At 66.1% G+C, this 12,032-nt stretch carries 14 protein-coding genes and 1 riboswitch; of the genes, 7 read left to right on the top strand and 7 right to left on the bottom strand.

What is annotated here, in order from left to right; genetic code table 11:
• Positions 1 to 170: 170 nt before the first annotated feature.
• Positions 171 to 875 carry a 2-C-methyl-D-erythritol 4-phosphate cytidylyltransferase gene (ispD, locus tag ACIBJI_RS32040; RefSeq protein WP_364357588.1) on the bottom strand — a complete coding sequence of 235 codons (705 nt, stop codon included), beginning with the start codon at positions 873 to 875 and terminating at the stop codon, positions 171 to 173.
• Positions 876 to 877: 2 nt separating this feature from the next.
• Positions 878 to 1,366 carry an RNA polymerase-binding transcription factor CarD gene (gene carD, locus ACIBJI_RS32035; protein ID WP_040686206.1) on the bottom strand — a complete coding sequence of 163 codons (489 nt, stop codon included), beginning with the start codon at positions 1,364 to 1,366 and terminating at the stop codon, positions 878 to 880.
• Positions 1,367 to 1,753: 387 nt separating this feature from the next.
• On the opposite strand from carD, the gene ACIBJI_RS32030 reads away from it, so the two are divergent.
• Both ACIBJI_RS32030 and radA read left to right on the top strand, forming a co-directional pair.
• Entirely contained in the window at positions 1,754 to 2,455 is a 702-nt protein-coding gene (locus ACIBJI_RS32030) for a hypothetical protein (RefSeq protein ID WP_396957706.1), read from the top strand.
• Between the two features lie 93 nt (positions 2,456 to 2,548).
• Positions 2,549 to 3,955 (top strand): DNA repair protein RadA, encoded by a 1,407-nt coding sequence (gene radA / locus ACIBJI_RS32025; protein WP_364357595.1) that lies wholly within the window; start codon positions 2,549 to 2,551, stop codon positions 3,953 to 3,955.
• An 80-nt stretch (positions 3,956 to 4,035) separates the two neighbouring features.
• On the opposite strand, the gene ACIBJI_RS32020 is transcribed toward radA, so the two are convergent.
• Positions 4,036 to 4,716, bottom strand: a complete 681-nt coding sequence (locus tag ACIBJI_RS32020) for a hypothetical protein (protein ID WP_364357598.1) — start codon at positions 4,714 to 4,716, stop codon at positions 4,036 to 4,038.
• A 121-nt stretch (positions 4,717 to 4,837) separates the two neighbouring features.
• Entirely contained in the window at positions 4,838 to 5,461 is a 624-nt protein-coding gene (locus ACIBJI_RS32015; RefSeq protein ID WP_364357601.1) for a carbonic anhydrase, read from the bottom strand.
• Between the two features lie 168 nt (positions 5,462 to 5,629).
• Here ACIBJI_RS32015 and ACIBJI_RS32010 point away from each other — a divergent pair, with 168 nt between their 5' ends.
• Positions 5,630 to 6,493, top strand: a complete 864-nt coding sequence (locus ACIBJI_RS32010) for an A/G-specific adenine glycosylase (RefSeq protein ID WP_396958003.1) — start codon at positions 5,630 to 5,632, stop codon at positions 6,491 to 6,493.
• A gap of 97 nt (positions 6,494 to 6,590) precedes the next feature.
• On the opposite strand, the gene ACIBJI_RS32005 is transcribed toward ACIBJI_RS32010, so the two are convergent.
• On the bottom strand, positions 6,591 to 7,349 hold the full coding sequence (locus ACIBJI_RS32005) for an alpha/beta fold hydrolase (RefSeq protein ID WP_396957709.1): 759 nt from the start codon (positions 7,347 to 7,349) through the stop codon (positions 6,591 to 6,593).
• 375 nt (positions 7,350 to 7,724) lie between these two features.
• Between ACIBJI_RS32005 and mhuD the strand changes: the two genes are divergently transcribed.
• The 4 genes from mhuD to ACIBJI_RS31985 all read left to right on the top strand — a co-directional run bounded on the left by mhuD (position 7,725) and on the right by ACIBJI_RS31985 (position 9,793).
• Positions 7,725 to 8,039, top strand: a complete 315-nt coding sequence (gene mhuD / locus ACIBJI_RS32000; RefSeq protein ID WP_040686177.1) for a mycobilin-forming heme oxygenase MhuD — start codon at positions 7,725 to 7,727, stop codon at positions 8,037 to 8,039.
• Between the two features lie 65 nt (positions 8,040 to 8,104).
• Positions 8,105 to 8,258, top strand: a riboswitch (cobalamin riboswitch).
• A 30-nt stretch (positions 8,259 to 8,288) separates the two neighbouring features.
• Entirely contained in the window at positions 8,289 to 8,483 is a 195-nt protein-coding gene (locus tag ACIBJI_RS31995; RefSeq protein ID WP_040686176.1) for a CbtB-domain containing protein, read from the top strand.
• On the top strand, positions 8,474 to 9,262 hold the full coding sequence (locus tag ACIBJI_RS31990) for a CbtA family protein (RefSeq protein WP_396957712.1): 789 nt from the start codon (positions 8,474 to 8,476) through the stop codon (positions 9,260 to 9,262). The genes ACIBJI_RS31995 and ACIBJI_RS31990 overlap by 10 nt, the downstream gene beginning before the upstream one ends.
• A 36-nt stretch (positions 9,263 to 9,298) precedes the next feature.
• Positions 9,299 to 9,793 carry a hypothetical protein gene (locus tag ACIBJI_RS31985; RefSeq protein ID WP_364353870.1) on the top strand — a complete coding sequence of 165 codons (495 nt, stop codon included), beginning with the start codon at positions 9,299 to 9,301 and terminating at the stop codon, positions 9,791 to 9,793.
• A 39-nt stretch (positions 9,794 to 9,832) separates the two neighbouring features.
• Here ACIBJI_RS31985 and ACIBJI_RS31980 read toward each other — a convergent pair whose 3' ends face one another.
• Complete coding sequence (locus ACIBJI_RS31980; protein ID WP_364353873.1) at positions 9,833 to 10,528, bottom strand: response regulator transcription factor; 696 nt, start codon at positions 10,526 to 10,528, stop codon at positions 9,833 to 9,835.
• Complete coding sequence (locus ACIBJI_RS31975; protein WP_364353876.1) at positions 10,525 to 11,829, bottom strand: histidine kinase; 1,305 nt, start codon at positions 11,827 to 11,829, stop codon at positions 10,525 to 10,527. The genes ACIBJI_RS31980 and ACIBJI_RS31975 overlap by 4 nt, the downstream gene beginning before the upstream one ends.
• Between the last annotated feature and the right edge of the window lie 203 nt (positions 11,830 to 12,032).

The following is a 12,032-nucleotide window of genomic DNA, read 5'->3' as shown; positions in this document are numbered from 1 at the left end:
CTGCGCTCACTCATGCCTGCGCCTCGCTAGCACTCGGCTCCAGCACGACCATGCACACGGCTGTGTCGAACGCTCGCTCGCTGCGCTCACTCATGCCTGCGCCTCGCTAGCACTCGGCTCCAGCACGACCATGCACACGGCTGTGTCGAACGCTCGCTCGCTGCGCTCACTCATGACAGGCCTGCCGTCCGCGCACCCTCGAGCGCCGCATTCGCCAACACCAGATCGAGCCGAGTGGTGATCTTGAAAGCCATGGGGTCGCCCGGAATCGTGCGCACCCGGGTGCCGAGCAGTTCGACCAGACCGGCGTCGTCGGTGGCCTGCAGGCGCTCATCGGCATAGGCCGCGCGCAGCAAGTCGGCGGCGAAACCCTGCGGAGTCTGAATGGCGCGCAGACCGGCACGGTCGGGCGTACCGGTGACCTCGCCGCGCACGTCGACGGATTTGATGGTGTCGACCACCGGCAATGCGGGCACGACAGCTTCGGCACCGGCACGCAGTTCCGCGACCACCCGGGCGATCAGCTCGGGCGGGGTCAATGCGCGGGCGGCGTCGTGCACGAGGAAGTGGGCGGCATCGGGGGCGGCGGCGATACCGGAGCGCACCGAATCGGTGCGCTCGGCGCCACCGATGACCACGCGCACCGACTCCGAGGGCGGCAGCAGGGCAACGGCGCTCTCGACGAGTTCGGTGGGGACCATCACGATGATCCGGTCGACCACCCCGGAGGCGATCAGGCCGTCGACGGCCAGCCGGACCATAGGTGTGCCGCCGACCGTGACGAACGCCTTGGGTGTCGATTCACCCAGACGAACGCCACGGCCGGCGGCAGGCACCAACGCAACGACGGATCCGTCGTTGTTAGAAACGTTCACGGTCAGGAAGCCGCGGCGAGAACCTCATCGAGGAGCGTCTCGGCCTTGCCGTCATCGGTCCCCTCGGCGAGCGCGAGCTCACCGACGAGGATCTGACGGGCCTTGGCCAGCATCCGCTTCTCACCCGCAGACAGACCGCGGTCCTGCTCCCGACGCCACAGGTCGCGAACGACCTCGGCCACCTTGTTCACATCGCCGGAGGCGAGCTTCTCCAGGTTGGCCTTGTAGCGGCGAGACCAGTTAGTCGGTTCTTCGGTGTGTGGCGCACGCAGCACCTGGAAGACTCGATCGAGACCCTCCTGGCCGACGACGTCACGCACGCCGACGTATTCGGCGTTCTCTGCGGGAACGCGCACAGTCAGGTCACCTTGGGCGACCTTCAGGACCAGATACTCTTTCTGCACACCCTTGATGGTGCGAGTCTCGATTGCTTCGATCAGCGCCGCTCCGTGGTGGGGGTAAACGACGGTGTCTCCGACCTTAAAAATCATGTGTCCCGTGCCCCTTTCGATGTTCACAGTTTAACATGCGACTCGGTAACGGCGCGATCAACTGTGCAGGTCAGGGCCACAACGAGCCAACCGCGGGGGTTGACAGAACCGGCGCGGTGTGCATTGCGTTGTGCCAGAACAGGTTATCGACCGGCGCGAATAGCGCACCGAACGGTCCGCGAGCCCAGCAGCGTGTCCGCAACCACGCTGCCGCCACGCAAAACCGTTACCCAACGGATGCCGAGCATTGGGGTGTCCGAACCTTCCAACCCTGGGGACCATAGATTCAACACAACCCCCGCGCCCCCGCCGCGGAGGCTACTACTACGCTGCCTAGTTATTACTCTCCCTAGCGGAGTGAGCCCGGTCGACATGGAGGGACAACCCGTGACTGCCCTGAAAGCTGTGACCGCCTCGACAGGGGCGCGTCGTCGCATGGTTTCGGTCGCCGCGCTCGCCGCCGGAGCGGCCCTCGTGCTGTCCGGCTGCGGTGCGGGCCAGGTCGCACAGACCGCGACCCAGGTCGCCGCGGTCAACGGCAATCACGCCGACATCGACCGGATCTCGTTGCGCAATGTGCACATCGTCTTCCCGGCCGCTGGCACCGACTACACCAATGCCAAGGGCGGCAAGGCGATCATCGCGCTGTCGGCCATCAACAATGGCGAAACCGTCACCGACGAGTTGACCAGCATCACCACCGACCTCGGCACGGTGAAGATCACCCCGCCCGCGGGTGCCTCGGCCTTCCAGATCGCCCCGCAGCAGACGGTCGTCGCGGCGACCTCCCCCGCCGCCAAGTCCGACGAGCACGGTGCGACGCCCAGCAGCACCGCCGCTCCGACCACTAGCGCCGCGCCCGGCTCGGCCAGCGAGAAGACCCCTGTCGATCCGGAGAAGAAGCCGGGCCTGATCGAGATCACCGGCCTGACCAAGGACATCACCCCCGGGCTCACCTACGCGGTGACGTTCAACTTCAAGCAGAACGGCACCGTCACCGTGCAGGTGCCGGTCGACGCCGGTGCGGGGACCGAACGGCACGAAGGCCAGGCCGCCGCGACCGAGGGCGAGCACAAGGGCGGACACTGATCCACTGCCCCTGGTCGAGGTACGGCTGTCGCGCATTCGCGCGGCAGCCGTTTTCGTATCCCGATTGTCGGGGGCGGTACGTAAGGTGCGCGTGTGGCCAAGACCAAGTCGATCTTCCGATGCTCCGAATGCCGGTACGAGGTCGCCAAGTGGGTGGGCAAATGCCCGGACTGCGGCGCATGGGGCACCGTCGACGAGGTAGCCGGATCGGCGGCCACCGCGGCATCACCGGTCGGCCGCAAGGCCATGCTGCCGAGCACCGCCGCCGCACCCATCTCGCATATCGATTCGAAGGTCACCAAGGCCAGGCCGACCGGTGTCGAGGAACTCGACCGGGTGCTCGGCGGAGGCATCGTGCCCGGATCGGTCGTACTGCTCTCCGGTGAGCCCGGCGTCGGCAAGTCGACGCTGCTGTTGGAGGTCGCCCATCGGTGGGCCACCCAGCGCGACGAGAAGTCGCTGTATGTCACCGCCGAGGAATCCGCCGGACAGGTTCGGCTGCGCGCCGACCGGACCAATGCGGTGCACGAAAGGGTCTATCTCGCAGCGGAATCGGATCTGTCGATCGTGCTCGGCCATATCGAACAGGTGCGCCCGACACTGCTGGTGGTCGACTCGGTGCAGACCATGCTCGTCCCGGAGGTGGACGGCACCATCGGCGGCGTCACCCAGGTGCGCGCGGTGGCGGCGGCGCTCACGTCACTGGCCAAGGCGAGCGGAATCGCGGTGCTGCTGGTCGGACATGTCACAAAGGACGGCAATGTCGCCGGCCCGCGCACGCTCGAGCATCTGGTTGATGTGGTGCTGCAATTCGAGGGCGACAAGAACTCCACACTGCGCATGGTGCGCGGCATCAAGAACCGCTTCGGCAGCTCCGATGAGGTGGGCTGCTTCGAATTACACGACGACGGGATCTCCTGCGTCACTGATCCGTCCGGACTGTTCCTGCACCACCGCACCGATTCGGTATCGGGTACGGCGGTCACGGTGGCGATGGACGGTAAGCGGCCGCTGGTCGCCGAGGTGCAGGGGCTGACCGTGCACACCGAGATCCCGAATCCGCGGCGCGCGGTGAGTGGACTGGACTACAACCGGGTCGCGATGGTGCTCGCCGTACTACAGAGCCGCGGTCGGGTTTTTCTCGGCAAGCACGACGTCTACGCCGCGACCGTCGGCGGCATGCGTCTGTTGGAACCGGCCGCGGATCTCGCTGTTGCACTTGCCATTGCGAGTGCCGAGCGTGATCAGGCGCTGCCGGTCGGCTGGGTCATCCTCGGCGAGGTCGGGTTGGCGGGCGAGGTGCGCCGGGTCACCGGCCTGGAGCGCAGACTCGCCGAGGCCGAACGCCTCGGCTTCACCACCGCCCTGGTGCCCCCCGGTTTGGCACGCACCAAGAGCGGCATGAAGATCCACGAGGTGGCCGACGTCAAATCGGCCATCCGCCTCGCCGGTCTCCGCAAACAGCGCGCCGCACCCACCGAAACAGCCCCCGACTTCTGACCCGCTGCCGCACAACCAACTGATCACGACAGCCAATGGCTATCTCGCACTACCCCCAGGCTATGCGCGATGACCACTGGTTATGCGATGTTGAAGGGTTCGGCGGCGCTGCGTAGTGAGCCCAGTTGGGCGACAACGGCGTACGCGCCGGGTGGGACCTGGACGCGGTCGCCCACGCAGTTGGGTTGGGACGTCGAGCCGGACCAGGTGACCATGAAGGCCGCCTGTTCGCCGCGGTTCAGGGTGCGGACATCGGGGGCGCCATCCGGGTAGCAGTCGGTGCTCGACCACAGGCGGCGCTGACCGTCGAGGGTGGTCACCGAGACCTGCTGCAATCCGGAGCCGACATCTCGCGAGCAGGCAGTGGACGAGATATTGGTGATCACGATGCCGAATACCGGATTCTCGCCGGTCTTATAGGTCGGCTGCTCGACGGTCACCTTCACCGCCAGCGACTGATCCGGGCAGGTGCCCGCGGCGACCTGACTTCCGCTCGCGGCCGCGGCGGTAGTACCGGAGGGCTTCGCACTGGATTCGCCGGTGGCCGGTGGCGGCGTCGAGGCCGACGCGCCCGCTGGCTTATTCGTCGCCAACGCCGAACTCGTCGCGGCCGCCTTCGTTGTACCGGGCGAATCGCCGCCGCGCGTGACCGTCAACACCAACCAGATCACCAGTACGAGCGCCACGACCAGGACGCCTACGGCGAGCGCGCGGCGTCGCCAGTAGATCTCCGGAGGCAGCGGTCCATTCGGTTCCAGCACGGAGTCAACGGTAAGGGCACGATCCGGTGCAGCGACTCAGGACCCCGGCGTGTCGGATCGGAAAACGCGCGCACGGCAGGTAAATTCCGCTCCCGCCGGCGGCCGTCTCAGATCAGCGGTATCAGACCAGCTCACCGATATTGCCGACGACCCGCTGCAGCTTGACCTCGCCCTCGGCCAGTTTGTATGTGACGCAGGCAATCGCGCACTCACCCGTCGCGACGCGCTGCGAAATGATCATCGAGCGCTGCATGAGCAGTCGGCTGGTCTCCACCACATGCCTGGCCTCCATCTCGTCGACGGTGGACAGTCCCTCCCTGCGGCCGATCAGAATCGACGGCGTGACCCGCTCGACCACACTGCGGATGAAACCGCCGGGCACCTCGCCGCCGTCGAGCGCGTCGAGGGTGGCCTTCACCGCACCGCAGCTGTCGTGCCCGAGCACCACGATCAGCGGCACATTCAAGACCTGTACGCCGTACTCGATCGAGCCGAGCACTGAGCTGTCCACGACATGGCCCGCGGTGCGCACGACGAACATATCGCCGAGGCCCTGGTCGAAAATCAGCTCGGCGGCAACGCGGGAATCACCGCAGCCGAACAGGATCGCGTGTGGGTGCTGGCCACTGACGAGCTTGGCCCGGTCGGCTGCGCCCTGACTAGGATGCAGCAGGTTGCCGTTCACGAAGCGTGCATTGCCCTCGCGAAGGGATTTCCAGGCACTGATCGGGTTGGAATCCGGCATACCGACCATTGTGCACATCGCAGTGGTTACCAGCGAGTCGGTTTCGTTACGGCTCGGCAAATATAGACCGGCCGCAGGACAATAGGAACGGTGAGGGCAGTGTCGGAGGGCGGCGCAGCGCAACGGCGTGCAGGCGGAAAACCCAAGATCACGACGGGTACCAACCGGATGGATGCCGAGTTGTTGCTGGACTGGTACCGGGCGACCGCGCGGGATCTGCCGTGGCGGCGCAAGAATGTCACCGCCTGGCAGATCCTGATGAGCGAAATCATGCTGCAGCAGACCCCGGTGGTACGGGTCGAACCGATCTGGCGCGAGTGGGTCGCGCGCTGGCCGGTCCCCTCCGCCATGGCGGCCTCATCGCAGGCCGAGGTGTTGCGCGCGTGGGGCAAGCTCGGCTATCCCCGGCGGGCGTTGCGGCTGCACGAATGCGCCAAGGTGCTCGCCGAGGAACACGGTGACGAGGTGCCCACCGATGTCGATGTGCTGCTCAGCCTGCCAGGTATCGGCGCGTATACCGCACGGGCGGTGGCCTGTTTCGCCTACGGACAGCGAGTGCCGGTGGTGGACACCAATGTTCGCCGAGTAGTCGCGCGGGCGGTGCACGGGCGGGCGGCGGCCGGGAACCCCTCGTCGCGCGATCTGCCTGAGACCGAAGCGCTACTGCCGCGCCGAATCGACCATGCCGCGATATTTTCCGCCGCGCTGATGGAACTCGGCGCGACGGTGTGCACGGCCCGCACACCCGACTGCTCGCGCTGCCCGCTGCCGGAATGTGCGTGGGTTTCCGCGGGCAGGCCGGTCTCCGATGTGGTGCGCAAGACGCAGAAGTACGAGGGCACCGATCGTCAGGCGCGCGGTCGGCTGCTCGATGTGTTGCGGGACGCAACCGGTCCGGTCGAGCGAATCCGCTTGGATCTGGCCTGGACTCGCGATCCCGGCCAGCGCGACCGCGCGTTGGACTCCCTGCTCGTCGACGGCCTCATCGAACAGACCCCCGACGGGCTGTTCGCCCTGGCCGGCGAGGGCTGAACCAATCGCAACCCGGGGTTGTAGTGGCCGCAAACCCAACCACATGCTGGTCATCGAACGAACGCGACGACTTGTCAGCCCTGGCCAGCGGACTAGATCAATCTTGTACGCGGTGGTCGAGAATTTTGCGAAGGAAGGCTTCGACCTCGGTGCGGTAGCGCTCGGGCTGATCGTCGTGAACCAGGTGTCCGGAGTTCGGAATTCGGACGTAGACGGCATCGGGATGGACCTCGGCCATCTGCCGCATCTGCCCCTCGGGAGTGATGGTGAATTCGCCTTCGATCAAGAGCGCCGGCGCTTCGACCGCGCGCCATTGCGCCCAGAAGTCGCGGGTCCCCCACTCCTCGGAGATATCGCGGAAGGTCGCGACCGAACCGTGTAGGCGATAGCCGTCCGGACCCTGATCGAAAGAGTCGAGGAAGTACCGCCCGGCGACCGGGCCGAAGAAATCCAACACCGCGTCCGCATTCGGAAATGGCTGCGGCCAGGCCTCGATCATGGCCGCCCAGTTCGCGGCGGTGCGGCCGCGGAAGTCGGGGGCGATATCCTCGACCACCAGCGCGCGCACCCGCTGCGGATACTGCGCCGCGAATACCCAGCCGTGCAGGCCACCCATCGAATGTCCGATGACCACCATGGGTTCGGAAATTTCGGCCGTCGCCGAAGCGAGGTCATCGATGAAAGCCTCGGTGGTCAGCTCCACGGGTGCGGGGCGACCGTGACCAGCGGCGTCGAAGGTGTAGATGTGGCCGAACTTCCGCAGCCAGCCCAGCTGATCGCGCCAGGTGCGGGCACTGCCCATCAGTCCGTGCAGCAGCAGGATCGGCACTCCCGCTCCGCCTTCGTCGTACAACACTGTGTTATCTTGCCGCGCCTTCGGCGCGGCGGGTTCGCGGCCCCCTGGTGTCTCGCGTCCGAGCCGTCGAGACTCGCGACTTCGTCGCATGCGCTTCGACGGCTCGGACGCGAGACGGGCCGCGAACGGTCGCTCGTAAGACTCGCTCCGTGGTGGTTGGTGATGGCGGGGCCGTTCGGCACCCGGTGCACGCATGCGGGAAGGCGAGTCCCGTGACTTCGTCGCATGCGGTTCGACGGCTCGGACGCGAGACGGGCCGCGAGCTCCTCGCTCGTAAGAGCCGTCATTGCAGAGTCTCGCAATCGACTCGCCTTCGATGGTCTGCCCCGTATGCGCTGCGGGGTGCCCGGTTGGCACGGACGTATCGTCGGAGCCATGGCTGTTGTGAAGATCAATGCGATCGAGGTTCCGGAGGGCGCGGGCCCCGAGTTGGAGAAGCGATTCGCCCATCGCGCACATGCGGTCGAGGGCTCGCCGGGCTTCCTCGGCTTCCAATTGCTGCGGCCGGTGGCCGGGGAGAACCGGTACTTCGTTGTCACCCAGTGGGATTCGGAGGAGTCGTTCGCGGCGTGGCGGGACGGGCCCGCGCGCGAGGCGCACGCCGGCGAGCGGCAGAAGCCGGTTTCGACGGGTGCCTCGCTGCTGGAGTTCGAGGTCGTACTGGACGTCGCGGCCAAGTCCGCTTCCTGAAACCGCTGGACAGACGCGGCGCGCGACTCGCCCATCCCGGCCTGGGCAAGTTGCCCGCCGTGTTGACGGCGAGTGCGAGGGGATGTCACAGTTCGAAATGACAAACGCGAGGGTGACGCGGTAATTCGGTGAAATTCCGAAGCGGTCGCGCCACTGTGTTCTTGCACCGAGTCCTTGGTGCCGGAAAGCCAGACACCGGCACCTTCGCACCGAACAACTCACGGGACGCGCATCCCTAGGAGGACTCGAATGGCTATCGCGCATTCACCGAGTCGGGCAACTGATTCACTCGGCACGCTGCTCATCGCAGTAGGCGTCGTTCTTCTCGCATTGCTCACGCTGTACCTGGTCGGCTTCGATCAGGGCGTCATCTCGCGCAGCGGGATGTATCTGCATGAGCTCATGCACGACGGACGCCACCTGCTCGGTGTGCCGTGCCATTGATCGGATCGCTCAAGACCCTGCTGCTCCGTGGCCTGCTGGCCGGCCTCATCGCCGGCCTGCTGGCTGCGACAGTGGGCTACTTCGTCGGCGAACCCAAGATCGACACCGCCATTTCTATCGAAGAAGCCAATTCCGCTAAAGAACAGGCCGCCGAGCACGCCCAGGAACCAGCCGGGCATACACACGGCGACGAGGAAGAACCGCTGGTCAGCCGTTCCGGACAGAAGTTCGGGCAGTTCCTTGCCCTCGGACTTGCCGGGCTCGCGTTCGGGGCGATCTTCGCTTCGGTCGCGTCTTTCGCGCGCCGATACACCACCTTGTCCGGACCGAAGCTCGCGCTCGGATTGGCATTGGCAGGTTGGACCGCGATCGTAGCGGTGCCGTTCTTCAAGTACCCGGCCAATCCGCCCGCCGTGGGTGAACCGGACACAATCAACCAGCGCACCCTGCTGTGGTTGGCGGCGGTGCTACTCGGACTGGCTGCGGTCGGCATCGGGCTGTACGTCTACAAACTGCTTGCCGCGCAACTCGGTACGATCCGGCTGATCGCCGGGGTCGCGGCGTTCGTGCTCATCGTCGTGCTCGGGTACATCCTGTTGCCCGGCGTCAACGAGGTGAACGACGACTTCCCGGCCGTTCTGCTGTGGCAGTTCCGTGCGACATCGCTCGGCGAGACGGCCACGCTGTGGGCCTGCCTCGGTCTCGGATTCGCGGCACTCACCGAATTCGCCACGCGCGATAGCACTCCGGTACGAGAAACGGCTGCTACCGCAGGCTGATCCGGAGTTCGGAACGCGAAAGGCAGTGTCGGTTGTATGACCGGCACTGCCTTTTCCGCACAGCCACGAACCGACCCACCGCGCTCGATTTCCGTGGCATTCATCGGACTCGTAGTAGCGCTGCTGTGCGGCGTCGGCGAGGCCATCACATACATCGCCGTGCAATTGGACCGCCCGAACGCCGATATCGGCTCGCTCGCAACAGGTCTAGCTATTCGCGGCGGCATCTATCTGGTGGTTCTCGGCGTTGCCGTCCAGATGGCGCGCGGTGCCCGCTGGGCCAAGACGGTACTCACCTTGGGCATCGGTGTGATCGGCCTGGCCTCGTTGATCATCGAACCACTGGCAGCCACGTTGTCCGCCAAGCAAATCGGCGACCTGTTCGACAACCTCACCGCATCCGCGGTGATCACCGGAACCTTCCGCACCGGGCATATCCTCGCCGTCCTGATCGCCATCCCCGCCATGTACCACCCGAGTGCCCGCCGCTACTTCCGAGGGGAAGCGAGGCAATTGGTGTCGCATAGGTAGTGGCTATCGCGCACAGGCTATTCGGTATGTGCGACAGCATTATTGCCAGCCGGGGCGGACCAGGCCGGATTCGTAGGCCATGACTACGAGTTGGGTGCGGTCTCGCGCGTCCAGCTTCATGAGGATGCGGCTGACGTGGGTGCGGGCGGTGGCGGGGCTCATAAACAGGCGCTCGCCGATTTCGGCATTGGTGAGACCCTCCGCCACCAGGGTCATCACCTCGCGCTCGCGGTCGGTCAGTTCGGTGAAGGCGGCGGGTGGGGGCTGTTTGGCATGGGCGGAGAATTCGGCGATGAGGCGGCGCGTGACACCGGGCGAGAGCAGGGCATCACCCGCGGCGACAACTCGGATAGCACGGACGAGATCAGCGGGCTCGGTGTGTTTGACCAGGAATCCCGTTGCCCCCGCGCGCATGGCCTCGAAGACGTATTCGTCGAGTTCGAAGGTGGTCAGGACGACCACCCGCACATCGGCGAGTTTCGGATCCGCAGCGATCATTCGGGTGGCGGCAAGTCCATCCAGAACGGGCATTCTGATATCCATCAGGACCACGTCGGGGGTCAGACTGCGGGTCATGCGGACGGCTTGTTCACCGTTATCGGCCTCACCCACCACCTGGATGTCGTCCTGTGCCTCGAGCAGTGCGACGAAACCGCCGCGCACAAGTGCCTGATCGTCGGCAACAAGCACCCGAACAGGCCCACCTGTCGAATTGCCGCGGGATCCCGCGTTCATCGCGCCTCCTCCTGAGCCCCCATCTGGGACGGTAGCCGAGCCACCACGCGGTATCCGCCACTCGGCCGAGGGCCGGCGATGAGCTGTCCGCCGAGGGCGTGTGCGCGCTCGCGCATGCCGAGAATGCCATTGCCGCCGCTGGCTCCGGACTTCGATTGTGTGCCGGTGGCGCGAGCATTGTCGATGGTGATCTCGACCGAATCGGCGGCATACCGGATGGTCACCGCGGCCGGCGCGCCGGGCGCGTGGCGGACCACATTGGTCAGCGATTCCTGGATGATGCGCGCCGCCGCCACATCGACGACGCTGGGCAGTTTGTGTGCGGTGCCGATAATGCGGGTGTCGACCGTGAGACCGGCCGCACGGGTGCGCTGCAGCAATGCGTCCAGGTCCTCGATGCTCGGGGCGGGACTACGTGGGGCGGGCGGGCGGGTCTCGAGGCCGTGGGCAACCGAATTGTCTTGGACCCGTTGGAATTGCGCAGGCGTGGATTCGGGGCCAGGCGCGAGGTCCGAGTCGCGCACTTCGGCCGCACCGAGCGTCGGGCCGCCGCTGCGGATCGCGTGCAGCAACGTATGCACCTCGGCCAACGCATCCTTACTCGCCGTCTTGATCGCCGCGAGCGCCGATTCGGCCTGCTCCGGCTTCTTGTCGAAGAGCTCCAGCGCCACCGACGACTGCACATTGATCAGCGAAAGACTGTGCGCCAGTACATCGTGCAGCTCACGGGCGATCGCGAGCCGCTCCTCGCTGGCCCGCCGTTCTCGCTGCGCCTCCTCATCACGACGCGCCGCCTCGGCCCGCTGTCTGCGCGCGACCAGCACTGCCTTGCGTTGGCGGATCCCCTCCGCGATCGCGACCAGTATCCCCAGCCAGGCGATCATGCCGAATGCCAGCCACGGGTCGGCCGGATGCCCGATCAGCGCGGGCAGCGGCCAGAGCAGCACGAGATAGCCGATCGGTGCGAGCGGATATGTCCACCAGCGTGATCCGACGATCGCGGCGCTGATGAATGCGATCACCAGCGAGATGAAAATCGGGCCGTAGCCGTAGCCGCACAGCAGATACACCGCACAGGTCGTGACCGTAACGAGCAGCGCGGGCAGCGGGTAGGAACGGCGTAGCAATAGCGCCACCGGTCCGATGAGCAACAGCACATAGCCGAGCCAGTCGAGCGAGTGCACTCCGGTCTGGCGCAGGTTGGCATTGCGGCCCCCGGCGACCTGGATCACCGCGACGACGAGCGCGAGTACCCAGTCCTGGACGGCCGGGCCACGTTTCGATTCCCCTAGCGCTGTCACATGTGCAGCCTATTAGCCCGGACGAGTCACGACGTCCGCCGCGCTACGTATGCCCGTCCTCCTCCCTGAATATATTTCCGATCGCGGCTGCCCACATGGTCACCTCACGGGCCGTCAGTCGAGGTGACGCCCAGGATTTGGGCATTCCCGAACCCCCTCGCTCCGCGACATTGGCGGCGCATACGCCGCGCTGGTGCTCATCG

Source organism: Nocardia sp. NPDC050408 (assembly GCF_044458905.1).
Taxonomy (GTDB): Bacteria; Actinomycetota; Actinomycetes; order Mycobacteriales; family Mycobacteriaceae; genus Nocardia.
The sequence above is the reverse complement of the archived record's forward strand: the minus strand, read 5'-3'. Positions and strand labels throughout refer to the sequence as shown.

Coding starts and splice junctions, on each gene's coding strand:
- mhuD (WP_040686177.1), top strand. CDS start 7,725: ATGGCTGTTGTGAAGATCAATGCGATCGAGGTTCCGGAGGGCGCGGGC.
- ACIBJI_RS32010 (WP_396958003.1), top strand. CDS start 5,630: ATGGATGCCGAGTTGTTGCTGGACTGGTACCGGGCGACCGCGCGGGAT.
- ACIBJI_RS31985 (WP_364353870.1), top strand. CDS start 9,299: ATGACCGGCACTGCCTTTTCCGCACAGCCACGAACCGACCCACCGCGC.
- ACIBJI_RS32015 (WP_364357601.1), bottom strand. CDS start 5,461: ATGCCGGATTCCAACCCGATCAGTGCCTGGAAATCCCTTCGCGAGGGC.
- ACIBJI_RS31980 (WP_364353873.1), bottom strand. CDS start 10,528: ATGAACGCGGGATCCCGCGGCAATTCGACAGGTGGGCCTGTTCGGGTG.
- carD (WP_040686206.1), bottom strand. CDS start 1,366: ATGATTTTTAAGGTCGGAGACACCGTCGTTTACCCCCACCACGGAGCG.
- ACIBJI_RS31995 (WP_040686176.1), top strand. CDS start 8,289: ATGGCTATCGCGCATTCACCGAGTCGGGCAACTGATTCACTCGGCACG.